Raw genomic sequence first — 22627 nt, forward strand, 5'->3', positions numbered from 1 at the left:
GCTGATTCTGAAATCGATCATCTTCTTTAAGACCTGATCGCAGAGGGGTTAAATCCCTTAACTATCAACCATATCGACAGAACGACCTCATTTGATATTATTGGAGAATACCATAGCATCGAAGATGAAATAAGGTCGGTTACTTCCAGCAAGTTCACTATTATCAACAATATCGCTGCAATGAAACCCCAAACAGATAACCATCGGGGAATAAGTTGCGATCGATACAGCAGATAATAGAAGAACAAAGCAGCAATGGCAAAAATATAAGCATGGACCACATAGATCCCATCACGCATCCCTAACAATGAAGCACTATGAGATAAAAATAAGATTCCCGCAATGACCATAAGTCCGCCTTCAATACCCCTAAAGACAATGTACCAAAGTGATGCCTGTTTACTGTATGGCTTGAAAAGTGGATACATTATCACTGAAATAGCAATAACAGCTAAGCCACTAAGTGCCTCAGAAAGCATTACTATGATTTTTGATTCTACAACACTACTCGCCAGAACCGCATATGCAAACAAGATCAATAATCCTACTATTATTGCGTTCTTTCTGTTTGAGTCCATTTTGTTCACCTATTTTTGTCAAATACAACAACTGATCAATTTGAGGATTCATTAAGGACATTTTATCTCACTTGCATCTATGCTGTCATCACCGGAACCTATTGCAGATGGATCGAATCCCTTAACGATGAGCCATATAGAAAGCATGATCTCAGCCACAGCGATAGGAAGTGCAAAAATGAGCTCCAGACCCATTTCAGAAGTGCCCGTAAACATGCCAATAGTTATCAGCAGAGAGCCGCTTAACAAAACTATAGCAGCAATAAAACCCCATGCCGATATCAACCTTGGGACGAGCTTTGATCTATACAGCACATAATAAAGCATCAGTGACCCTAAAGCAAAAGCGATATGGTAGATCAGTCCCTGTGTGCCGGCCCAGTGGTCAACCGACTTTATCGAGCTGCCAATATATTGGAAATATTGGGCATCAACCCCACCTTTGCTTAAATAATCCTGGCTTAGATTGATCAGTAGTAGCTTACTGATATAAGCAACACTTAAGAGCGCAGCCTCGAACGATCTGAAAACGACATACCCCAGGGCAAGGACCTCATTATACCTTTTTAAGATCGGAAATAGGAGCAACGATAAGAGAACTACTGCAGGCACACCTGTAAACTCGATCAGTATTCCGGTTATCACAACCACTTTGTTTGGATAAGCAGTATCCAGATAATCCGGAGAGTCCAGAACAGGCCTGTAAAGAGCCTCTCCAAGAAAAAGCATGACGATCGCAAAAATGAACAATACTCCCACAATTGTTGCGGTCATTCTGTCGGAGTTCATTCTTTCATACGTTTCTTCCATCTAACACCACCCCCACTTTAAAAAGTGAGAGAGATTACTATATAATATTTTTGGAATTCATCGCTTTGTCCGAAAAATACCGTCTTTAGGTGTGCTATATGAACTTCATATAAATTTATTTAGGGAAGCATGCAGCATTATGGGTTTTCCTGCACTCCTTCGAACATCAAGGTAAGTTCATGGGCGGCCTCCTCGCCTTCTATCACCACCCGATCAGCCTCAAAGCGCATCCGAAGCATGATGTGACCATTGTTTGCGATCTCGTCGTACTCCATTACGAAGGTCTGTGCATCTGCCCAGTATCCACGCATACCCAGTGGAAGATCATTGTCTCCCGGTGAAAAACGATACACTCCGTCCAGACCGATACGCCAGGAAACCATCTGTTCCTCTTCGGTAAACAAAAGATACACTATTGCCTCACCCGGACCATTGAACTCGAGACGCATCTTCTGCACTCCCAGAGGATTAGGGTCGAAACTGAAATTCTTGCCAGAGATCTCACTTGCAATTTCAGGTAGTTGTGCCACCGGCAAGGGAGCTGGTGGCTGTGCAATGGTATCCAAAGCTGCCTCCAGTTCGATCATTCCGGCCGGATTGGCAGGAAGCTCATGGTCCAGATCCACAATGGCCGGGATCAGCAAAGGCTCAATTTCATCAAATTCGAAGCCCCCTCCCGTAGTCACCACTATAAGGTCCCAGTCCGGCACCACAAGGATACGCTGCCCCCCTCTTCCAATGGCACTATAAGCCACAGGTTCGTCCTTTGGCACCCACCAGCCGTAGCCGTAATCATCGCCACCTCCCGTAACCATCTGAACACTGACCGAGTCTTGTACCCATTCAGGAGATACTATCTGCTCACCTTCCCACTGACCTTTGTTGAGCCACAGATAACCGATCTTAGCCATATCATGCGGGTGCAGGTATAGATCTGCTGAACCCACGTTGTAACCCTGGGGATCGGTATACCAAATGACATCGCGGATGCCCAGAGGTTCTAAAAGATTCGGACGAGCATATTCAAGAGCCGTCATCCCGGTCGCATTTTGCAGAATAGGGGAAAGAAGGTGCATCCCGGGGCTGCAGTAAACGAAATGGGTGCCGGGTTCCCAGATCACCTGTCGGTCCAGTGTGAACTGCACCCAGTCCGGACTTGTCATCATCTCGTTAAGGGTCTCTTCATCACGTTCGCTGGTACAATCCAGTCCCGATGACATGCTTGTCAGATGTCTCACAGTGATGTTCTCTTTGCGGAAATCCATGTTCCGGATGGTTCGGTCCGGGAAGTAAGAGACCATGGGCTGATCGAGCTGCAGCTTGCCCTCTTCATCGGCGATGGCGATCAAGGTGGTCATGACACTTTTCGTCACCGAAGCCTGGTCATGAACGGTCGTGCCGTCATAGGGATAGAAATAGGCATCTAACAAAACCTCACCATCCCGGATAATCATTAAGCTGTGAATGTTGATGTTCTGCTCCCTCATGGTCAGCAGCGCTTCCGCCAGTTTAGCTGAGTCGAAGCCGTGTTCCTCCGGAGTACTGTTATGCCAGCCATCGGTGGGCCAGTAGGTCGGTGTGGAAACTTGTTCCGGGCCATGTAGCTGGGGAACAAGTACAAAAACAAGTAGTAGTAGTAGTAGTAGCACTGCCAAAGGTACCATCAAGATTATGATCTTACGAAATCGGCTTGAAATTTCGATCATATTTGATCATATATATGGTTTATAGCCCATTCTATATAAGCATAATATTTTCATCATTTGAAAAATCACAATTATCTTCTTTTGATCAATATAAGCTCGGCCTTAATTTCTATCAACTATGCCCTCTGCAACTGAAGAGTCACATGAACCGCCCCGGCAACTGTAGAGACTCGTGGACATGGAATGTTCGCCATTAATAAAGAGAGTATTAAAGATCCTTTCTGCAAACCTTCCTGCGAGAACCGTAAATGAAGGGGTATTTGGACTAGTTACACGAGTCAATGTATCATCACCTATAACTATCGATATTCATAATACTATATAATTGTGTCGAGTACTATTACTGAGGGTAATATTAGACTACCACTGAATCCATATAAATTTGACCTGTTGTGTGGAAATTCTACTCAATGATGAAAGGCAAGGTCGAGTATAGGATGAAAAAGTTCCCGGGTATCAATCCTGCTGTGCAAAGAAAGGGAGTTGAGCCACCATCTTGCTGGGAAGAGAAAAGAAGTTGAGTTCATGGATACTGTTCAAGTGGGTGAAAAGAGTGATTCAGATATTCTATTAGGAAAAGATCATTGACCTCTCACAGTAAAGTAGCATTTGACATAATTTCCTCCCAATTAGTACGATATGACCATGAATGTTTAAATATGCTTCATCATGATCAATACTTTTCGCATTTCTCTTCCCACTTTGTACAATTCCTCGCCGCAAAATGTATATCCCCATTTCAAGTAAATTTTTTGAGCGATACTATTGCCATCCCATACACGCAACCATACAACTTTGAAGCCTTTTTGCTGAGAAATTGATTCACCATATCCAGATAAAAGCCCCGCAACACCCTTTCCCCTGCATTCATTCTAAACATAAAGACGTTGCAACTCTATTGATCCGTCATCCACTACACAATCAGGTACTTCAGAATTCAGGAATTTTGCATAGCCACATATTAGTCCCTTTGTGTTTTTGCAGATCAGATAAAGAGCTTCTGAGTTTTCGATCTCACGTTTGATCAGTTCTTCCGAGAAAGCAGCATCCACATAAGCTCTAAGTTCTTTTATAGGAAGTGTTACCTTATACGCATCTATAAATGATCCTTTCCCGAACTCAGAGAGAAAACTGACATGCGATAAATTAGCTTGTACTACCTGAAGCTGATCATTCAAACTATCACCTTACATCAAAATTCACCTGCTTGCTCCGGGGAAAAGGAATTCCAGATCAGGCGGGGCAAATCGGTGGTCTTAAATATCAATAATTATCTACGGACATTTCTTAACTTTTTTTGAGGCAAAATTTACCACTATTGTTTCGGGATAAAAATATGCATAACCTAACTTTGCTGCAGTAGTTGTTGGATATCATACACCCTCCATAGATCCTAAATTTTCAATTAGACTAAAAAACTAAAATAGTTCCAGATAAAATAATCAAAATCAATGAATAGACAGCAATACATACATTGAATTTATTGAAATGTTTGAAATAATGGGTAAAATCCTCCTATTAAAGCAATAAAAGCTCTAAACCTTCTTCCTATTCTAAAAATGCAAGAAACACGAACTGAACCATCAAAAAGGAAGCCCTTGTCCTTCACCTATACAGGACACATTCAGCCCTGATATAGATTACAGAAACACCCTTCGTGGAAAGCCTATCCCTCACAAGCCCTTCAAGTTCCTTTATCCTGCCCTCAGAACATTCCGGATCATTGAACTCAAATATCGTGACATCATCACAGAGAGCCCTGACAGCCTCCGTAAGATCAGGAGTGGATTGACCTCCGGTCATCGCTGCTGTCCTGTTGTCCAGAACCATCACCAGCACATCACGCTTGTTCCAGATAGCATTTATCAGGCCAACGATACCTGAATGTGCCAGCCCGAAGTCACCTATGGCAGCAACGGACTTCTTCTCAAATCCAGAACCTGTGGAAATGGCAGCCCCAAGTGCAAACCCGACATCAACGGCTTCGAACGGCTCAGGAGCACTTCTTATAGAGCAGCCCATGTCGCCTGCTATCAAAATGCCCAAGTCATGAAGCATTCTGTAGACCGGCAGGAAAAGACAGTCTTCACACAGGGAGCGAGCTCCTCTTTTCTCAATGGTTTCGACCTCAGTATATTCAGCAACTTTATCCTTATCGAAGTTCTCGATAGAAAAAGAGATGTGCTCTTTTTCGATTCGACCATAGGGCAGATGTCCGGTCATCTTTCCCAGCACATTCTCACAGATACTGATGTGGGATTCGATGAATGGTTCACTTTCCTCAATGACAATGACCTTTTCATGGTCGGATATGAATTGCCTCAATTTTCTGAGAGGAAGCGGGGATACAACATTAAGTGAAAGATGGGAGAAATCGAAGTGGCTTTCGCCAAGTACCTCATCCACAAGTAAAGATGGATAGCCTGAAGAGATTATTCCAATACTGCTCTTTTTGCTGGCTTTGACAGTCCGGGTCAGCGGACTGTTCTCTGCTTCGTCCAGAAGCAATGGCTGTGCATGTAAGTGGAAATGCTGGTGCTTGCCACGCATTGTGAGCTTCCAGATAGATCTGTCAAACGTGACCTCTGTCTTCCCGACAGGAGCTGACCTTGTTACAGGTCCTATGGCCTTCTCCAGACGGTCAGTTATCCTGACTATAACAGGGACCTTTGCACTTTCGGAAAGCTCGAAAGCCCTTACAAGGGAACTGTAAGCAGCATACGGATTCGACGGGTCGAAGACCGCGACCTCGGAAACCTCACCGTACCAGCGGGAGTCCTGCTCGTTCTGGGATGCCAGGACACCGGGATCATCTCCTGCAACTATCACTACGCCGGCACCAATGGTGTGAGTAACAGACGTGACAAGGGGATCGGAAAGAACGTTCATGCCCACATGTTTTGTGAGGACAAGGGAGCGTTTGCCTGAAGCGGAAGCACCGAGTGCCGCTTCCAGGGCGACCTTCTCGTTGGTCATCCATAATGTGGTGATCTCTGGACCGGCGTTCTTCTCAAAATAGTTCATTACGGCAGTTACCGGAAAGCCGGCAACTCCTGTTACCATCTCCACCCTGCTGTCGATCAGTGCAAAATAAAGGGCTTCAAGTCCTGTGATCTCTGAAATCCCGATCTCCCTGTCAGTACTGTTCATAACTTTGCTTCCAGATCTACTGATTCGTCAGGTCGTGCGAACCATGCAAGTGATGCAAGAGCACCTATCACACCATTACCGCCAAGCCTGACATCAACGCCATTCTTCTCTGCATGTTCCATTGCGATATCCTTTGTGAGCTCGCCGCTGCGACACATGGTGCTGTATTGTTCCATTTTTGATGCATCGAATGATGATAGTACGACCATTCCGGTCTCATCGGACACACTGTATTTGAGGAGTGCAGCTTCAAGGTCCTCAAGGAGATCTTCCTTTGCTTCCTTGCTGACACAGCCAAACTCCAGCACAGTGGAAACACAGTTCTGCGTCTTTGCCGATACCGGGAAAAGCTGTACAAGTGAATGTGAAAGATAGACGGATTCGTTGCAGTTGAGCGCAGTTGCAATGTTGTGGGTCATAGACCATGTGGCACCTTCTTCCTTTGTATCGGTGTCATCAATTCCAATGAGGACACGCTCACGCCTTGGTACAACGATGGTGCCCTTAGCAGCCCTTCCCCCACCGGATTCGCTCACATCGTAGCGCAATACTCCCTGTGCAAGTGCCCTGCATTTGGTAGCTCCGACGCCACCGCCGCCAAGGCCTGCATAAGTGATGGAAACCTCATCCTGGTCCACAACGACAGACTCAATTCCTGCAGCAGCTACAGATGGCTGAAGTGAAAGGTCGCACACCCCGGTCTTCACAGAATAGCGGATCATATTCCCCAGAGCACGCGTCTGCTGTACCAGAGGGGATCTAGCGTAATGAAAACGTGACCATGCAGCCCCGCTATAGCAATTGGTATGTTCAATGATCTCTGCGTTCTTGTTTTCTTCGTCGCAGACTACATATATGCCCCTGTAAGGTATTGTATAAGGGTCTGTAAGTTCTACTTCTTTCATCTGATTGGATAATTACAGGCAATGGTTTAAAAGTTTTGTTAAATAGATGTTTTGTCCGGCAATACAGAGCTCATAACGACCTAAAGCTATTCTCAAATCTATGGAAGAGGATCTCCCGGGACTTGGAGAACAAATAGAAATAGATGGTTACCGATGAAGAACTAATAGTTAAAAATGTACGTAAGAGGCCCAGAAATTGAAAGGTGAAAAAAGGAGTAGAAATCTTATTTTGTATATTGCAATGAGTCTGGATGGTTACATCGCACGAAAAAACGGGGATGTTGACTGGCTGGAAGGTGATGGCTCAGAACCTGATGTTGATATTGGATATGATGAATTCTATGAATCCATTGATACAATGATCATGGGTAGGAAAACATACGACCAGATACTTACTTTCGGGGAATATCCTTACAAGGGAACCAGAGGATACGTTTACACATCAGAAAAAAGGGACAACAACGAAGATATTGAATTCACTGATGAAAATGTAGAGTATCTCATCGGGAAATTAAAGAAAGAGGATGGGAAGGATATCTGGTTAATAGGCGGTGCAGGACTCATTGATGATTTCATAAAGAAAGACCTGATCGACGAATACTTCATTTCTGTTATACCCTGCATCCTGGGAGAAGGTATTTCTCTTTTCAAAGACAACAATCCCGAGATCAGGTTGAAATTGTTAAAGACTAAAACTGTGAATGGAATTGCAATGATGCATTATGCAAAAAGATAAGCGGAATTCCGATGGACCTATTCATTAAGATATGAGAGAGTAAAAGGGAACAAAAGAGAATATCCTGATATTAATTAATGTATCCTTCCTCTTTCAAACTCACATATCTCCCATCCCCGATGATCACGTGGTCAAGCACATTGATCCCGAGGATCTTCCCACCCTCAACAAGCTTTTCAGTGACAGCTATGTCTTCCCTGCTTGGTGAGGGGTCGCCCGATGGGTGGTTATGGGTCAATATGACCGATGCCGATGATTCCATGAGTGCAGACTTGAACACCTCGCGAGGGTGGACGATGTTCGCATTCAGGCTGCCGATGGATACGACCTCTTCCCGAAGGATCTGGTTCTTGGTATCGAGATAAAGGGCAGTGAGCACTTCCTTCTTGAGCTCCCTGTGTTTAGGATAAAGTAAAGAATAGACATCTCCGGCAGACCTTATCTTCCTTTTGGGGTCGTCAATGAAGATCTCCAGCTTTCTTGCAAGTTCGAAGAGCGCAGCTATCTGGGTTGCCTTTGCAGGACCGACACCGCGTATCTTTGTGAGCTGGCTGATGTTCGCCTGACTGAGTTGCTTCAGGTTATATTCAGAAAGTATGCGTGTGCACATGTTCAGGACGTTCTCATCCCTAAAGCCTATTCTGAAAGACAGTTCTAATAATACTTTCACCCCACTTGGAAGGGTAATTTATACAGTAAATGTGTAGGTGATGTAGGATGGGTCTGTACAACAATGAAAAACTGATTGCCTCTGCTGAAGAGAAAATAAAAGCATCAGAGTACCACGAAGTGACGAAACAGTGCATACTTGATTTCGAAAACGAATTGTTCCTGGAAGGTCTCTCTGCTTCGAGGGTGCGTACATATGTTAGTCATGTCCACATGTATGGACTGTGGTTAGGGGATCTCCCGTTACTGGACGTTACAATAAGTGACGTCAAGCGTTTTTTAGGACAAATCGAGCGGTCAGATTTGAGTCCGTACACAAAAATATCTTACAAATCATGTATCCGGAGACTCTATAGATGGCTGGACAAACCTGAACTCGTAGAGTGGATCTCGATAAAACTTCACCACAGCAATAGCAAAATACCCGAAGAACTGCTCACTGAAGATGAAGTAAAACAGATGATTGATGTGGCCAATCATCCACGAGATAAAGCAATTGTTGCAGTACTCTATGACTCAGGATGTAGGATATCCGAAATGGGAAACCTACGACTAAAACACATTGTATTTGATCAGTATGGAGCTTTCATCACTGTAGATGGTAAAACAGGTATGCGAAGAGTCAGACTAATTTCCAGTGTTCCATATATGTCTGCATGGATTGCAATCCATCCAGATAGTGACAATCCGAATGCATACTTGTGGCTCGGTCGTGGGTCGAAAAACATGGGAAACCAGCTGAAGTATTCTGGTTATCGGACCCTTATGAAGAAATTGGCCACAGATGCAGGTATCAAAAAAAGAGTACACAATCACCTATTCAGGCATTCGAGAAGTACGCAGCTCGCCGAGCACTTGACCCAAGCACAAATGGAAGATCACCTGGGATGGGTCCACGGATCAAACATGCCAGCAACTTACATCCACCTCTCAGGGAAACAGGTCGATGATGCACTCCTCAAAATGCATGGCATTGTGAAAGAAGAAGATATTCGACCCAAATTGACAGTACAGCAATGCCCCAGATGTGGGAAAGTTAATGGAACGGCTGCAAAGTACTGTTCACAATGTGGAATGGCAATGTCACTGGAAACTGCGATTGCTGCCAGTGATGATCAATATGACGCTGCAATGAAATATGCAAAACTGATGAATATGTATCCCGAACTCGCGGAATACATTGATCGACTCGAGTCCTGAAACCGAAACCAACTTTAATCAAAAAAACAATATGATATCTGAGGTGAGAATTTTGGTTTAACCCTCTTCATTCCCACCTCACAATGTCTATTTTTTATTGCGTGGGGTAGAATTTCAAAAATATTTGAGTAATATAAAAATATATAAAAATCGCTATGCACCGATTAATCGCCAAGAATATTATAGAAGTAAACAGAGTTATTATTGGGGTGGGAGTAGTGTGTAGGATATTCAATGGGACCACAACCTTCCCCAATATACCCTTGAATCCTACAAGTACACCCCGTGATTCTCTCCCGCCCCACAGTTAGACTTCTTTTTGCAAAACATACATTAATCGACAGCCGTATTTACTCAGAAAACAATATAGAATATGGGAGTAGGAATGAATTGCATGTGTCAAGTAGCTTTGGCTATGCTTGACCGTTTTACCCCATGAAAACGATCGCTCCCATCGTTCCTACTCTCACATCGCAACTTGTTTTAACTTTGAAAACAATATATTACATGGGAGGGGGAGCGATAGGATCTTTGCTAACTGACCGGTCCTCGGATTAACAAACTTCCTGGATAAACGAACAACAACCTCGCTTCTGTTCCCACGCATCTCACCTCACATCTTAATATGCTCAAACCATACCCACCCATCAGGAATTGAAAATACATCATCGGTCTGGGGTTCAATCAAGTAGATCTTCTTCTCAGTATCCACCAACCAGTTGACAGCATGCCCTCCACCGTTACGAATGAACCAGATGGTACCACAGGCTAAGTCACCATCCCATTTGTTGATATCACCGTGGAGGATATCCTCGAACTCATCGCAGTCATGTCTCGTCTTCTCATACTACCTCTGGTCAGTAGGATTCAAAGCAAGCCATTTCTTGAAGTGTGTTAAATCCACTAACTTATAATCAGCATCCGAGCCATCAAGCTCATTTTCAGCTGCACTGCTGATCTGCTTCCGAATCAGTTCCTTCAACTCAGGCTTCGAGATCCTGGCAGTTGAGATTTGATGCTCGAATAGTTCCCATGCTTTGATTTGTTGGACGGCAGGATCGTATCCGAGCATTGAGACTGAGAGATTGTGGAGGAGTAACCAGATTGTTTTGTTCACGATATCACCCGATGAAATTGGCATTGTTCAATCGATCCTTCGCATAGAATTCACTGATCATATCAATCACATTGTCAACCAGTTCACCTACTTCAATTCGAGTAGTAGCTGCACCGAGATCATGAACTACTCTTTTTACAGTATAGTTGCCATCTACTTCCTCGCCATTCACGTAGATGTCAGGATTCTTGCAGTAAACAAGATCTCCGGGAGTAGCTTCAGGAGTCAGCTGCATTACCCCCCATCCGGAGATAAGCGGATCTTTGAACTTGTCCTTGACTGCCGATGCCAGGGAATTGCACAATGCGTCGGTAGATAGACCTAGGTCGGAATCGATGTGATGGCGAGTATTGTAGGCACTCTGACTCGTCGCATCGGTTGCTGTGCCGACCTTCTGCGGAGATCCTGAAGCACCGTAGATGGTGATGTCATTGACCAGGCTACTAATTGAAGTATCGAAGTGCGCCTGAATGTATCTCAGAGTGCCGGCCACCAACTGATACTTCGAAGTGGGTGTTGTTGGTACCAGCTGCCATGAACCATAAACTGCTGACAAGTTACCTGAACTGTCATAAGACGGCAGGACTGAGAATCTGTACGTATATCCTTCAAGTCTCTCCAATTCTTTGATCACATCAATCATGTATTTGGTATCTTGATCTACATTGAAGGACGTGAGTGTAGTTGAATTACTCGAATCTATTAAGGAAGTCGCAGCATCTGTAATGCGAGACATGTATGATCCTTGCAGTGCTGATAGAATCGTCCCAGTGGTCGCAGATGAAGCACTGTAGTCCACTGTAACGGCTCGATAGACAGCTTCCTCTTCATGCCCTCTGCAAATGAGTTCGACTGCATTCACAGGCGAATCTGAATGACCTATTGACATAATGCGACCCTCGAAGAGATCAATCCATACGATTTGTTCGTCGGGACCCATACGCTGACATACCTGGAGTCGAACAACATCATCACACCTAATCGGTGACAGATGCTCAATTGCTACATTCGAGTTAATGGGAATATCAATATTGGCAGTCGAGCAGGCAAATGGGAACTGTTTGAGGATCTGGCCTCCTGAGATACCAGGATAGTATTTGTTCCCGTCAGATTTCTGGACTATCAATCGGTATTGAGTTAGCATCTTTCACCTCGAATTCAACTACTTCAAGATCGAGATCACGTTTGGCAAACACTTCAGCAAGCCTGACTTGCAGGTCCTGCTGCTTGACCACATCTGCGTCTGTCGTTTCAACAATGACTGAGAGATCATCCTCATTGCCAGTGACCTGAATTGGAATATCACCATAGGATTGTTTGACAGCATCAATCACAGACTCGTGGAGAGTCTTTTTCTTCTGCATTCTCAATTTGATCATCATGCCCACTTCCTATCTTCATAGATTAGTGCTACTGTACACGAAAGAGAACTATCAGACGACTGATTACACTGGAAGGTATTCGCACCCCCGGTACTAATTACTGGCATCTGAGCGTCGATTGTGATGATATCGATATCCAATTCGAATGACTTAATCGTGCAGGTGACTGTACCTGTTCCACCACAGTCAATCCTGAACCAGATTTTTGTTTCTCCTTTGAAGTTAACATCGGAGCCACTAATCAATTCATATTCGGTGTCAGTATCATCGACAATGGCATCATCAATATCATACCATGTTCCAGGACTTCCGTTACTGTCGAGTGCTACCTGAATGGTCGGAGTACCAGCAGTGATGTCAATCTGAGCTGTAAGAGTAGGAATTCCAGTGACAGGATACTTGGTATCGATTCCAAAGATGATGTAGCCGTCATCTGCAATGTCAAGCTCATCATTCACAGCATCGTATGTTAGACCATCAGAATCATAAAGTGCGTCGAGATACTTCTGGTCGGTGAAATCATCATCGTAGTCGATGTGGCCTGTGCCATCTGCACAGATCTTCACCACTTCTTCGGGGAAGATCCAGTTAGCTACAGCACAAACGGTATCCTCGTCAGCTGTGTTAAAGACCTCAGCATCTTGTATTACTGCCTTCTTCAATTCCTGTACTTTCCAATGGCAATCGTCAAGATGCCCTTTATAACTCGCATTCCTGTACTTACCATAGAACTTTATTACAAGAGATTCGTTTGCGCCGGTTTCAGCAGACAACGAAGTGGAACCAACAGATACACTCGTTGATGTATTATCCACATCGACATCAACATCGGCAGCACCGTTGATAGAATATGCAATTTTGCAGTCCGATATGTAACCACCAGTACCATATAGCATGCATGTTGCTTCCTGTAGTTGCCAGACGGTGTTCGCAGTTGCTTCAAATGTTTCGGACTTAAGCAATACATACGAAGAACTACTGCACGTATATTCCGTAGTATCAGTCTCATCAGTCAGAATTCCTTCCCTGTCATAATCACCAGCACTACCACCAGTAATCTGTACGTCCGGGGCAGCTGCTACATTTCCAGAAGTCGTGACTGAATTCGAGGAATCGTCTGCAGACCATTGCTGCGAATTAGTAGTGATGGACTTCGATCTCGTGGTCAATGAAGTTGTATGTAGGAATGGAGAATCAGTAATCACGGTGAGATCATACGGATAGTGGCCTGAGTGACCAATTGCTCGCTTCCTGGTATGTCTGGCACCGTGGACCTTGAACTTCCATCCACTGTCAATGACTAAGTCTATCTCACCTTCCTGCATGAATGCTGCAATGACATCATCATAGGCAGCTTGTGTAGTCTCCTGTCCTTTGATACGCAGTTGGAGACCAGAATATCCAAGATCGTTGATAGGATTCTTTGATGTTCCGGGAACGTGTGACTGCTGTAGGATGTGGGTATCTGCAATGGTGAGGCCGGTAAGGTTGAAGAATTGGTTGTCGATTGTTGCCATGGTTAGACTCCTGAATTATTGGCCTTCGGATCCTTCGGATATGTGAAGCCAGTACTCCATCCCTTTACTTTGATGTCTGGTTTACCTTCACTAAAATCATATATCCCAAATCCACTGGTTCCACGTGGTTTCCAGTACCTACTGTCGTTAGGATCGGGATCGGTATTCTCTTCAATCCCTTCAGCACGAGCGATCAATTCTTGCCAATACTGTCGTATTTCTTGTTGATCTGCCGCAGGATCCCATCCAGCAATGTTCACCGTCATCTGAGGTACGCCTACTCCGGATAGTCCGCTTAAGTCAGAAACACTTGGAGCACTCGCCGTGGAAGTCGTCTGACCTAATGATATCTCATTCAGAATTGTATCGAGTCCTGAACTATTGTTCTGAAAAGTTCCGTAGTGTAGGAAATTTGAAGCCCTTTCAATACCATCGTTCACAAGCCCCAGAGCAGCTGCAATACTGCGGAAATCAAATGCGATGTATTCAAGGACACTCGCAACAGTTTTCCATCCCCCACCTTCACCCCAGTCATTGAGATCTTCGAGAGCTTCCACTACAGTAGGAAGAACATCCGAACCAAAACTAACCATTAGATCATCCCAGGTAGCACGAAGATTGCTTATCTCTGAAGCAGCAGTTTCTTCATAACCACCCAACTGATCCACACGATCATTCATCCCGTCCAGAGCAGCATTCAGGAATGCGACTTTTTTCTCCTCTTCGGTGAGCTGGGACACTGTCTTTCCAATAGATCGTGCATACGATTCCTGGGCTTTTTCAACCTCAACAATGATACCAAGATTATCAAGAAGCATTCTCGACTGACGACCAACACCGAGAGCCATACTTTCAAACATGTAGCTGGTTTCTTGCCCTGTGGCCTGAGCAATGACAGTTGCACCTTCCATCATCTGCGTGATTGTTTCGATATCAAGACCAAGCAACATTGCCTTGTTTGCCTGTTCCATAATCTTCGCTTCACTGACAGTACCATGGGAAGCTTCTTTCAGCTTCTTCATGTAAGTGTCAACGTCTTTACCCTGAGATGTTACGAGACTTGTGAAGCCTCGAGATAGTGACTCATAAGCAATTGCACTATTGACAGCATATGCAGTCATCGCAACAGAAGCAGTGGCCAAAGCCAAACCAATTGCCTTCCCATAACCAGCTGCTTTCCTTGCAAAATCAGACGTGAGCAGATCTGCCTTTTTTAGCTCACGTTCATACTTTGATGCATCAGCAACAATCTTAACAACCACGCCGGCAGCGGAACCACCCAGTTTACCCAGTGCCATTTATTATCCTCCATTCCCTTCGCCAAGAAGCTATAATGAACGCCTGTTCACATTCATCCAGTTCACCGAATTTCAAAGGTGTCAAATTCCAAGACCTCAACATCTTTGCAAAATCTATACCAAAATCGGATTCAGCGAAACCTGATTATCCGTGCCAGCTGTATGGCAGGTTGTGAGAAGTACGCGAGTAAGATTTCATCGGATATTGCAGTATCAAGCTCCTCAGATAACCAGAACTCGTTGTCAAGAGTGGGATCTTTGGTGATATATGCCAAGAATGATGCAATGACTTCTTCAGCATCCTCAAGTGCAGTCTTGTCTCCCTGCATAGCACGTTCCCACCGGCCGAACATGTCCTTATGATTTTTTGACTCGGTCTTCGACAATCTTTTTCTGATTTCGATTGCTTGAACTTCGTCTCCGGATACAATCGGCACTTTCACATATTCGTGGGTACGTGCAATAAGGAAAGCTTTTGCATCTTTAGCAACTGCATACTCTCCCCGGCAGTCTTCTTCTCTGGCTTCTTGCCTTTCAGCAATCCCTGGATCATCCTGATATTCTACCATGGAAATTCTCCGTATGTATTAAACAAAGGCTTTATATTTACACAATCCAATTTTTTGACATGACGTCCTGTCCAAGTATCGCAGACAAGGAAGGAATTCTGATAATCCTTTTATTGACTGCACTCTTCTTACTCTACAAGACGTACCGATCGCCAGACCTGCCAATGCTCGTGGTAGTATCCCCAATCCTCGCAACTGTGGTTTGCATTGGAATCGCCTACACGTACTGCCATTTACCTATGGACAAGGATTGAATTCAGCCCCTCTTATTCTCAGTCAAGATCCGCAACAATCATGAAGTCAACCTGGAACGAGTAGTTCTTCTTGTAGAAATCCTCGGTCGTGAAATCGAATGCAGCATTGTTACCCTGGGCTCCAATGAGACCATACTTCTTTACAACTGCATCACTGGAATCACGTTCAATACCTACAAGTGCACCGATTTTGTTGAATCCCCGGAATGCATTTGACCAGGAAGACTTACCTGAAGCAATGTCGTCAGACAGCTTGGTACCAATGACAGCTGCTATGAAATCTTCATTGTAGTCAAGTTCATTCAAAGTACAGGTACAGTCAGCAGCACCGACAGATTTGACTTTGGTAGCCTGACCATCGATTGCAGCTGAGGTAGTATCTGCACTAATCGAAGCATTGCCTCCCTGTGAAGTTGCGATGTGGGTCATGGCAGTTGCTGCAATTGCAATGTACTTCACGACTACCACATCGTTCTCTGCCAGGCCGGTATAGTCTAGCTTGTAGACTCCAGACGAATGTGTTGCTGGAGTAGAGCCATCATCCTGCAGCTGAGTCATTGCAGTTTCGACACCATCCACGGTTGCTCTAATTAGGCCAAATTCTGCCTGAGTTGTCAGTGAGAAATATCCATTACTCACGTCAGTCGCATCGATTGTAATTGTTTCTTCTGTCGCTACACCGCCCTGGTACCACTTGACGTTCTTACCAAGGACTAAATCACTTGATGCTATTGCCATCTGTTTTGTCCCTCCAATTAACTGAAAATATTCTCTTCAAAAGCAATGATCTGCAATCGAATCACTCCACCGTAGGTCATTACAGGTTCTGCAAGATCCAGTGCAACCATGCCATATTCGATCTTCCCGACATTGATGTCTTGCACGGTACCGTTGAGCAAGCGGTCCCTCTTCTGCTGTCTCTGCAGGCGGTTGTAGACTGTATCCACGTAACCACACCCATCGTCGAATGATTGGTTACCATTCGCTCCGGAAGCCATCACAGACACGTCGTAGGAAAGGACCCAACCTTTCAGGTCATCCACGGAATACTGATCAGCTTCATCTGCACCAGTTGGCATGATATGGACGCAAGGATATCCTTTTGGAACATCGACATCACCCACGTAGACATCCTTAATTGGTGCAGCATTTACCACCGCTTTGAGCTGATCTTCGATGTTCTTTCTGAGTGTTTTGAGTGTCATTTGTTCACGTCCTTCAAAGCGTCAGCTATGATCTTGTTTGATTCTGTAGGTATGATCTTGAGAATGTGATCGCGAGTCTTCTCGACAAAGTGAGATCCTTTTGTTCCGGGATGATGAACCACTTTGACACAGACCAGACCAGTTTCGACGGTCTTTCCACCAAATGTGAAGAAGGCAGTTCTGTGACCACGACTCAGCGAACCTCTAGCTCCAAATGGAGCAAATGCCAGGCACTTCGCGTTCTTCGGTCTGATGATGTGAGGTCTGGTTCCGTCATTCACATACTGTGCGTAATTTGCAGAAACTGTAATTCGAGCACCGACTTCATCGAATACATCACTTGAAACCGAAGCACGCATGTTGCCAGTATCCACAGGCATATTCCGCTTCATGAATCGTTCACCGGATCCTGCCAGTTTCTTCAGGAGCTTAGGCATGGCACGATGTACGTTGACACCTGCTTTCTGGAACTGCTCTTTTGCTCCGGATATATCGACACGAACACCTTCATCCATGAGTAGTCACCACGTATGTGTAGTTAGTGCGAGCTTTCTGCTCAGGCTCGTTGTTGTCCCTGTATCTCTTCATATCGTCGAGAGCCTGCTTCTCAAGAGCATCTGCACGCCTGAGATTCTCCTCAGTAGCAGTTGCATATTCACGGAGATACATTGCAGCTGACAATGCAGAAGACCAGTCTTCGCAGTAGGATGAATCCGGAGTATCGTGCTGGCCAAAGTATGCATCGATTCTGCGATCAGCACGAGCAATGATCACTTCCAAGTCAGTATCAGAAACGGAATAGTAGCAGGTGGCAGTGAAATTCTCACCTGCAGCTGCTATATTCAGTGTGATAGACCTCGGCAGCACGAACGTGAAATCTGTATCTTTGACCAGAGTCGACGAATCCTTGAGAATTGTGGGAACATCCTTAGCAGATGTAGTAAGAGTGAGAGATGTTCCACTGGCAATTGTACCAAGATCTTCTTCGTCCCAGAGTAGTGTTGGGAGGATCTTACGAACCTTTCCTGCAGTTGTATACATCACGCCACCCATGAGATACACCACGCGAGAGCAGAGATCAGAGCGGATGCAGCAATTGCCATACCGATTTTTCGATTCTCGGCACCTTTCAGCTTGTCCACATCCTTCTTCACAGTCTTCACTTCCTCGCAGATGTCGTCAATTTTCTCCTCGAGGGCGGTCAACCCGCCTTTGAGTTCACCAACGTCCCGACATATCGTTTTTAGATTTTCATTGAGCTGTAACAGCAAGGCCTCTTCGGTCATGCCGACCTCACTGCAACTTGCACTTGAAGTAGAACGCAAGGACAACCATCATGGCCTCAGTTGGCATGGTGATATCTCCACCAGTGATTGCCTGATAACACATGACGATCATTGTTCCACCTACAACGATTAGACCGATTGCTTCATCGGCGACTTTCTCAACGATTTCGGGCACTGTCATACGATTCCTCCTGATTTTGGGAGTTTCCTGACATCCACAGCATCAAGTGAAGGTTCTGTGTTGGGATCCATCGGAGTTGAATCAATTTTATATCGCTCCGGAGGATTTGCACCCGTAGTCCCTGTGATCTCAAGATGGTCTTTGTCAGCATCTGAGAGATGGGTACTATCAATGACAGCTGCATCACGAGCAGACTGCCATTTTTCTGACAGATATTTCCCAGGACCACGGGTACTCAACACGCAATCACCTTCAGTACTCGACTCTGCAGATACCGTCATCCAGGTTGGTTGCTACCTCAACGTCGAATCTCATTGTGACAGTAGCTCCGACAATGTCCCTGACAGGGTCATCGAACTTCTTCACGGAGATGTCTCTGCGCATGCCGATGAACGCACCCTGCTGGTTTAGGTCCATGAGGACTGCACCCATCTCACCATCTGCACCATAGTCCCAGGTGTATGTGCTGGAATTGTAGGTACCGTCGAGTGGATCATACTGGTATGGAGCCATACCGAGAATTCTTGGGATCTGGCCGGTTGTGACGAATGAAGATCCACCACCAAGGCTACCGAAGTACTGGCCAAATGTAGTACCCTCTGCCGCAACCCCACCTTCGAACTCAGCGCTCATGAGAAGTGAGGTTGGGTTGAATCCAGCCTTTTTCATGACACGGCGAGCAGTGACAATTGCTTTAATACCCTGATCAGATCCTGCAGTATCGTGCTCTTTACCAGCGCCATCGAGAATGGTTTGGAGTGTAACTTCGTTGAGTGTATTCTCACCACGGGCACCGATTTTCTTTACCTCAGCTGCTACAATGTCAAAGAGACCATCTTCAATGAGCTCGGAAGAAATGAAGTCAGCTGCACCGTACTTCACTGTGGAGAAAGAAACCTTGCTGTAGGCCTGTTCACGCTGCTTCAGTTCACCAGCTTCAGAGGCCTTTGGAAGTACTCCACCAGTGTCACCAACAGGAATGGTCTTGTCGTTGCTTGTGAGTGGAATTGTACCAAGCATCTGCCTGACAACCTTGTTTGGTTCTGCACCTTCCAGGAGAGTTGCCTGGTATTCAGTTGGTACAAGGTTGGTAGACTCAATTGCTTCGGTCTTGAGCAGTTCCCTGCGCTGCTTGAATGCTTCGACCTGGACATCGGCGAGATAGCGTGGCACATCCCTGACATTGTTCCCAAGAATGAACGCTTCTGTCTCGAGCATCCTATCAATGACCCGCTTACCCTCGGCAGATTCCGGCATGGAAGCTGCTTCGAGCATCCTTGCGAGTCTCCATTCGTGGGAACCAGCCGGAGCCATTCCGCGATCGAGCACAGTCATAGGATTAACATCTGTAACGAATTCTTCAAATTTTGCCATATTTAATCACCTCAGGCCTGATCAGACTTTGATATCAATTGCGGAAGAATCATGATTCTACCACTTCCGTTTGCTGCAATATCATCGATTGTTACACCGATGGCGAATCCTTCTGCTGTGGTCACAGCAGTTTTGATACACCCTGTTGCAGCTGCGTCGTCATCACTTACAGTTGACCATGCATCGATTGCATTACCTGTTCCTTCACGCACGTAGCAAACACACCCGACACATGCCACTGTGACAGGTGCTCCACTTGCTGCATCTTCAATTGCAACTCCTATTGGGAATGCAGTTGTTCCTGCCACACATGGATGCACCGTGTCACTTACACCTGTCCCATGACCTGCAACGACCATACCGGCCTTGATGTCTGCACCTGCTGTGAATGTCTGGAGGTTGTCTCCAGAGTCGAGGACCTTTGAAATTGTGATCCATGTTCCTGTATCTGCCATGATTAATACCTCGCTGTGATGTAGCCCTCAGCATCTGTGCCGAATGGACTGAATTTGTGTTCTGAGTCTTATAACGGATCCTCACCGCCGCCACTGAGGGTGCGTGGATCCGGCTGTGCTTCAAGCTCTTTGATACGTTTGTCCATCGCTTCGATGGTGGCGTCCTTTGCATCGATCTTTTCAGAAAGTTCCTTGATCTTGGCATCAAAGCCGTCTGCAAGTTCTTTCATCTTCGATTCGTCTTTCACGAGCTCTTCGAGTTCCTTGATCTTGGTGTCACGGTCCCCGATTGCCTCAGAAAGCTCCTTGACCTGTGTTTCAAGGTCAACTGGGTCTGTTGGGTCATTTTCTGACATGTTTCCTCCAGGAGAAGAATTATTACGGATCTTGCATTTTCTGCAGGCTCCCTGGGGAACCACCGCAAGACCGAAGAATGTGAGAGTCTTTGATTCATTGCGTTGCGTTTCCTCATTCCACTGCTCTTCACCACTGTGTTCAACAGACACGTAGTTGAGATCACCATTAATCACGCCAGTCATGGTATTGCGTGATAGCTCGGTAGCTCCATGCAGGAAGACGTCACCTACGATTGCTTCGTCGTCAAAGTGGGGGTTTAGGACGACACCTATACGCTCGTAGTCATAGCGGACAGAACCACCTGCATGATAAGGCCACGTGGAATGGTCCTCCCAGTTCTCAGCATATTTTTCGAGAGCCTCGGGAGTGTAGAAAAGCGGAGTTTGAACATTGCTATCAGTCCATTCACCAGAAGCCAGGAGTTTGACGTCCTTGATTAGCAGGCCTCCGGCGGTATGGACGAATTTGGGATTCAGGATCTTTTGAGATAATAATCTGTTTTCCAATGTTAACACCGTTAACAATGGATATATCTTTACTGATATATAAATCCTAAAAACAAATAAATAAGATTATAAATCAATAGAGAGAAGATTCGAATTATTTACAAACGTGGTGTAATTAATGGAAGATGAAGATCTGATTCATAGGATAAACGATTTAGAAAAAAGGATCGGAGCCATTGAAGAGAACGACAAAGATTATGAAGACGGATCGTTTATCTCAGCCACCCTCAATATAGTAAACTTTAAAAAACTGATTGAAACTCTGTTCTTCAATCAACCTTATTTTAAACCAACGAACAAATTAGTAGATGCCATCGTACTTTTCATATTTTTGTCATTGATATTTAAATGGACGGATGTATTAGCTATAAGCTGGAATCCTGCAACAACTACCCTCGTTATCATATTTCTTGCAATTTGTGGAGAATTTGCAGGAGCGAACATTCCTACACTGAAAAAATACGTTAGTCGGGATGAATCACAAAAAAAGTTACTGAATGGAATTTCATCCATGACAGACAATGAAGCCATTAAAGAAATCAGACGCAGAACTTTGTCATCTAAATGTGTAAACTATTTTATCTGTTCGCTAGCAGAAGCCGATATATATTCTACACGCTTTACCTACGAATTATTCGAGTCACAGACTTTAACAAATGAAAATCTGGACCGTCTATTTAGATATGAAATAATCATAAACATTCATCCGGATGTAGTTAAAAGGGTATTGTTTCTGAAGAGTGGTGATCTAAAACCGTGGCACATTGCTTCCGTTTATGATAATTTTCAGAACCACAAAGATGTCATGAAAACTCTGATCGCAACACAACCTTACAGCGATTTTTTGCTTGATAAATACCCCGACAATCAAGAATTACAGAACTATTATGAAAAATATCAACAGAATAAGGAACACCTTGATAGAACGTTGAAAACCTTCACGTGGGATAAAATCAGTAAGGTGATACTCTTTCTAGCATATACCACATTTTTTGCAATAACCGCAGTTTGGTCCGTTTACATACACACCACGCAAAACACGTGGCCTAATTTGGAAAGCTTCATTGCAATAATAATAGTATCAGGTATTGCAGTAGCGCTTGTGGTTATTCTTCCTCTCAAGTGGATATATAAAACCCGGATACGTGGCTATTATTATAATAGATTTTTAAAAAATGTAATGAAATGATAAAATGAATAAAACATCAGATGTGACAAATCACCAATACTTCTTTGGGAAATGCACTGTCAGTGTACCCTTCCACACATTACCATTCTTACGGATATCTGCTTGATACTCGACATTACGATCCAGTGAAGAAAGTACACGACTAATTCTATTCTCAACTTCAGGTTTAGGTCCATGAAAAAC

The 22627-nt window shown here is 44.8% G+C and carries 26 protein-coding genes; 3 read left to right on the forward strand and 23 right to left on the reverse strand.

Annotated features, from left to right (window positions below; genetic code table 11):
• Positions 1-26: 26 nt before the first annotated feature.
• The 6 genes from ACR3I3_RS09495 to mmp11 form a co-directional block, all read right to left on the reverse strand.
• Positions 27-578, reverse strand: coding sequence for a DUF4386 domain-containing protein (locus ACR3I3_RS09495; protein ID WP_440952017.1), 552 nt, complete (start codon positions 576-578; stop codon positions 27-29).
• A gap of 51 nt (positions 579-629) precedes the next feature.
• Complete coding sequence (locus ACR3I3_RS09500) at positions 630-1388, reverse strand: DUF4386 domain-containing protein (RefSeq protein ID WP_440952018.1); 759 nt, start codon at positions 1386-1388, stop codon at positions 630-632.
• A gap of 137 nt (positions 1389-1525) precedes the next feature.
• A complete protein-coding gene (locus tag ACR3I3_RS09505) occupies positions 1526-3052 on the reverse strand; it encodes a serine hydrolase domain-containing protein (RefSeq protein ID WP_440952019.1) in 1527 nt (508 codons plus the stop codon).
• Positions 3053-3966: 914 nt separating this feature from the next.
• Positions 3967-4272, reverse strand: coding sequence for a hypothetical protein (locus ACR3I3_RS09510; RefSeq protein WP_440952020.1), 306 nt, complete (start codon positions 4270-4272; stop codon positions 3967-3969).
• 427 nt (positions 4273-4699) lie between these two features.
• Positions 4700-6244 (reverse strand): thiamine pyrophosphate-dependent enzyme, encoded by a 1545-nt coding sequence (locus ACR3I3_RS09515; protein ID WP_440952021.1) that lies wholly within the window; start codon positions 6242-6244, stop codon positions 4700-4702.
• Positions 6241-7149: a methanogenesis marker protein 11 gene (gene mmp11 / locus ACR3I3_RS09520; protein ID WP_440952022.1), complete on the reverse strand. Its 909-nt coding sequence runs from the start codon at positions 7147-7149 to the stop codon at positions 6241-6243. Before mmp11 ends, ACR3I3_RS09515 begins: the two co-directional genes overlap by 4 nt.
• A gap of 241 nt (positions 7150-7390) precedes the next feature.
• Here mmp11 and ACR3I3_RS09525 point away from each other — a divergent pair, with 241 nt between their 5' ends.
• On the forward strand, positions 7391-7885 hold the full coding sequence (locus tag ACR3I3_RS09525; RefSeq protein ID WP_440952023.1) for a dihydrofolate reductase family protein: 495 nt from the start codon (positions 7391-7393) through the stop codon (positions 7883-7885).
• A gap of 70 nt (positions 7886-7955) precedes the next feature.
• Here ACR3I3_RS09525 and radC read toward each other — a convergent pair whose 3' ends face one another.
• Positions 7956-8495, reverse strand: a complete 540-nt coding sequence (radC, locus tag ACR3I3_RS09530) for a RadC family protein (protein WP_440953785.1) — start codon at positions 8493-8495, stop codon at positions 7956-7958.
• Between the two features lie 107 nt (positions 8496-8602).
• Here radC and ACR3I3_RS09535 point away from each other — a divergent pair, with 107 nt between their 5' ends.
• A complete protein-coding gene (locus ACR3I3_RS09535; protein ID WP_440952024.1) occupies positions 8603-9754 on the forward strand; it encodes a tyrosine-type recombinase/integrase in 1152 nt (383 codons plus the stop codon).
• Positions 9755-10601: 847 nt separating this feature from the next.
• Here ACR3I3_RS09535 and ACR3I3_RS09540 read toward each other — a convergent pair.
• From ACR3I3_RS09540 to ACR3I3_RS09615, 16 genes are all read right to left on the reverse strand, one after another.
• Positions 10602-10871, reverse strand: a complete 270-nt coding sequence (locus tag ACR3I3_RS09540; RefSeq protein ID WP_440952025.1) for a hypothetical protein — start codon at positions 10869-10871, stop codon at positions 10602-10604.
• 4 nt (positions 10872-10875) lie between these two features.
• On the reverse strand, positions 10876-12015 hold the full coding sequence (locus ACR3I3_RS09545) for a hypothetical protein (protein ID WP_440952026.1): 1140 nt from the start codon (positions 12013-12015) through the stop codon (positions 10876-10878).
• Complete coding sequence (locus ACR3I3_RS09550) at positions 11978-12253, reverse strand: hypothetical protein (RefSeq protein WP_440952027.1); 276 nt, start codon at positions 12251-12253, stop codon at positions 11978-11980. The genes ACR3I3_RS09545 and ACR3I3_RS09550 overlap by 38 nt, the downstream gene beginning before the upstream one ends.
• The gene (locus ACR3I3_RS09555; RefSeq protein WP_440952028.1) at positions 12250-13770 is read right to left on the reverse strand and encodes a hypothetical protein; all 1521 of its coding nucleotides are present in this window, start codon (positions 13768-13770) and stop codon (positions 12250-12252) included. Before ACR3I3_RS09555 ends, ACR3I3_RS09550 begins: the two co-directional genes overlap by 4 nt.
• Before the next feature lie 2 nt (positions 13771-13772).
• Positions 13773-15068 (reverse strand): hypothetical protein, encoded by a 1296-nt coding sequence (locus tag ACR3I3_RS09560; protein WP_440952029.1) that lies wholly within the window; start codon positions 15066-15068, stop codon positions 13773-13775.
• Between the two features lie 131 nt (positions 15069-15199).
• A complete protein-coding gene (locus ACR3I3_RS09565) occupies positions 15200-15637 on the reverse strand; it encodes a hypothetical protein (RefSeq protein WP_440952030.1) in 438 nt (145 codons plus the stop codon).
• A gap of 272 nt (positions 15638-15909) precedes the next feature.
• Positions 15910-16629: a hypothetical protein gene (locus tag ACR3I3_RS09570; RefSeq protein ID WP_440952031.1), complete on the reverse strand. Its 720-nt coding sequence runs from the start codon at positions 16627-16629 to the stop codon at positions 15910-15912.
• Positions 16630-16646: 17 nt separating this feature from the next.
• Complete coding sequence (locus tag ACR3I3_RS09575; protein WP_440952032.1) at positions 16647-17096, reverse strand: hypothetical protein; 450 nt, start codon at positions 17094-17096, stop codon at positions 16647-16649.
• Entirely contained in the window at positions 17093-17611 is a 519-nt protein-coding gene (locus tag ACR3I3_RS09580) for an HK97 gp10 family phage protein (protein ID WP_440952033.1), read from the reverse strand. Before ACR3I3_RS09580 ends, ACR3I3_RS09575 begins: the two co-directional genes overlap by 4 nt.
• Positions 17604-18149 carry a hypothetical protein gene (locus ACR3I3_RS09585; protein ID WP_440952034.1) on the reverse strand — a complete coding sequence of 182 codons (546 nt, stop codon included), beginning with the start codon at positions 18147-18149 and terminating at the stop codon, positions 17604-17606. The genes ACR3I3_RS09580 and ACR3I3_RS09585 overlap by 8 nt, the downstream gene beginning before the upstream one ends.
• Positions 18137-18421 carry a hypothetical protein gene (locus tag ACR3I3_RS09590; protein WP_440952035.1) on the reverse strand — a complete coding sequence of 95 codons (285 nt, stop codon included), beginning with the start codon at positions 18419-18421 and terminating at the stop codon, positions 18137-18139. The genes ACR3I3_RS09585 and ACR3I3_RS09590 overlap by 13 nt, the downstream gene beginning before the upstream one ends.
• On the reverse strand, positions 18390-18563 hold the full coding sequence (locus ACR3I3_RS09595) for a hypothetical protein (RefSeq protein WP_440952036.1): 174 nt from the start codon (positions 18561-18563) through the stop codon (positions 18390-18392). Before ACR3I3_RS09595 ends, ACR3I3_RS09590 begins: the two co-directional genes overlap by 32 nt.
• Entirely contained in the window at positions 18560-18805 is a 246-nt protein-coding gene (locus ACR3I3_RS09600) for a hypothetical protein (protein WP_440952037.1), read from the reverse strand. The genes ACR3I3_RS09595 and ACR3I3_RS09600 overlap by 4 nt, the downstream gene beginning before the upstream one ends.
• Before the next feature lie 10 nt (positions 18806-18815).
• Positions 18816-19937 (reverse strand): phage major capsid protein, encoded by a 1122-nt coding sequence (locus ACR3I3_RS09605; protein WP_440952038.1) that lies wholly within the window; start codon positions 19935-19937, stop codon positions 18816-18818.
• Positions 19938-19948: 11 nt separating this feature from the next.
• Positions 19949-20392: a capsid cement protein gene (locus ACR3I3_RS09610; RefSeq protein WP_440952039.1), complete on the reverse strand. Its 444-nt coding sequence runs from the start codon at positions 20390-20392 to the stop codon at positions 19949-19951.
• A 68-nt stretch (positions 20393-20460) separates the two neighbouring features.
• Positions 20461-21255 (reverse strand): hypothetical protein, encoded by a 795-nt coding sequence (locus ACR3I3_RS09615; RefSeq protein ID WP_440952040.1) that lies wholly within the window; start codon positions 21253-21255, stop codon positions 20461-20463.
• Between the two features lie 118 nt (positions 21256-21373).
• On the opposite strand from ACR3I3_RS09615, the gene ACR3I3_RS09620 reads away from it, so the two are divergent.
• Complete coding sequence (locus tag ACR3I3_RS09620) at positions 21374-22444, forward strand: hypothetical protein (protein WP_440952041.1); 1071 nt, start codon at positions 21374-21376, stop codon at positions 22442-22444.
• The last annotated feature ends 183 nt before the right edge of the window (positions 22445-22627 follow it).

The sequence above is a fragment of the Methanococcoides mangrovi genome, assembly GCF_052057775.1.
In the GTDB taxonomy this organism is placed as follows: domain Archaea; phylum Halobacteriota; class Methanosarcinia; order Methanosarcinales; family Methanosarcinaceae; genus Methanococcoides.

Coding starts and splice junctions, on each gene's coding strand:
- ACR3I3_RS09585 (WP_440952034.1), bottom strand. CDS start 18,149: ATGGGTGGCGTGATGTATACAACTGCAGGAAAGGTTCGTAAGATCCTC.
- ACR3I3_RS09515 (WP_440952021.1), bottom strand. CDS start 6,244: ATGAACAGTACTGACAGGGAGATCGGGATTTCAGAGATCACAGGACTT.
- ACR3I3_RS09610 (WP_440952039.1), bottom strand. CDS start 20,392: ATGGCAGATACAGGAACATGGATCACAATTTCAAAGGTCCTCGACTCT.
- ACR3I3_RS09560 (WP_440952029.1), bottom strand. CDS start 15,068: ATGGCACTGGGTAAACTGGGTGGTTCCGCTGCCGGCGTGGTTGTTAAG.
- ACR3I3_RS09555 (WP_440952028.1), bottom strand. CDS start 13,770: ATGGCAACAATCGACAACCAATTCTTCAACCTTACCGGCCTCACCATT.
- ACR3I3_RS09545 (WP_440952026.1), bottom strand. CDS start 12,015: ATGCTAACTCAATACCGATTGATAGTCCAGAAATCTGACGGGAACAAA.
- ACR3I3_RS09565 (WP_440952030.1), bottom strand. CDS start 15,637: ATGGTAGAATATCAGGATGATCCAGGGATTGCTGAAAGGCAAGAAGCC.
- ACR3I3_RS09595 (WP_440952036.1), bottom strand. CDS start 18,563: ATGACAGTGCCCGAAATCGTTGAGAAAGTCGCCGATGAAGCAATCGGT.
- ACR3I3_RS09570 (WP_440952031.1), bottom strand. CDS start 16,629: ATGGCAATAGCATCAAGTGATTTAGTCCTTGGTAAGAACGTCAAGTGG.
- ACR3I3_RS09575 (WP_440952032.1), bottom strand. CDS start 17,096: ATGACACTCAAAACACTCAGAAAGAACATCGAAGATCAGCTCAAAGCG.
- ACR3I3_RS09495 (WP_440952017.1), bottom strand. CDS start 578: ATGGACTCAAACAGAAAGAACGCAATAATAGTAGGATTATTGATCTTG.
- ACR3I3_RS09525 (WP_440952023.1), top strand. CDS start 7,391: ATGAGTCTGGATGGTTACATCGCACGAAAAAACGGGGATGTTGACTGG.
- ACR3I3_RS09605 (WP_440952038.1), bottom strand. CDS start 19,937: ATGGCAAAATTTGAAGAATTCGTTACAGATGTTAATCCTATGACTGTG.
- mmp11 (WP_440952022.1), bottom strand. CDS start 7,149: ATGAAAGAAGTAGAACTTACAGACCCTTATACAATACCTTACAGGGGC.
- ACR3I3_RS09580 (WP_440952033.1), bottom strand. CDS start 17,611: ATGGATGAAGGTGTTCGTGTCGATATATCCGGAGCAAAAGAGCAGTTC.
- ACR3I3_RS09550 (WP_440952027.1), bottom strand. CDS start 12,253: ATGATGATCAAATTGAGAATGCAGAAGAAAAAGACTCTCCACGAGTCT.
- ACR3I3_RS09620 (WP_440952041.1), top strand. CDS start 21,374: ATGGAAGATGAAGATCTGATTCATAGGATAAACGATTTAGAAAAAAGG.
- ACR3I3_RS09535 (WP_440952024.1), top strand. CDS start 8,603: ATGGGTCTGTACAACAATGAAAAACTGATTGCCTCTGCTGAAGAGAAA.
- ACR3I3_RS09505 (WP_440952019.1), bottom strand. CDS start 3,052: ATGGTACCTTTGGCAGTGCTACTACTACTACTACTACTTGTTTTTGTA.
- ACR3I3_RS09500 (WP_440952018.1), bottom strand. CDS start 1,388: ATGGAAGAAACGTATGAAAGAATGAACTCCGACAGAATGACCGCAACA.
- radC (WP_440953785.1), bottom strand. CDS start 8,495: ATGTGCACACGCATACTTTCTGAATATAACCTGAAGCAACTCAGTCAG.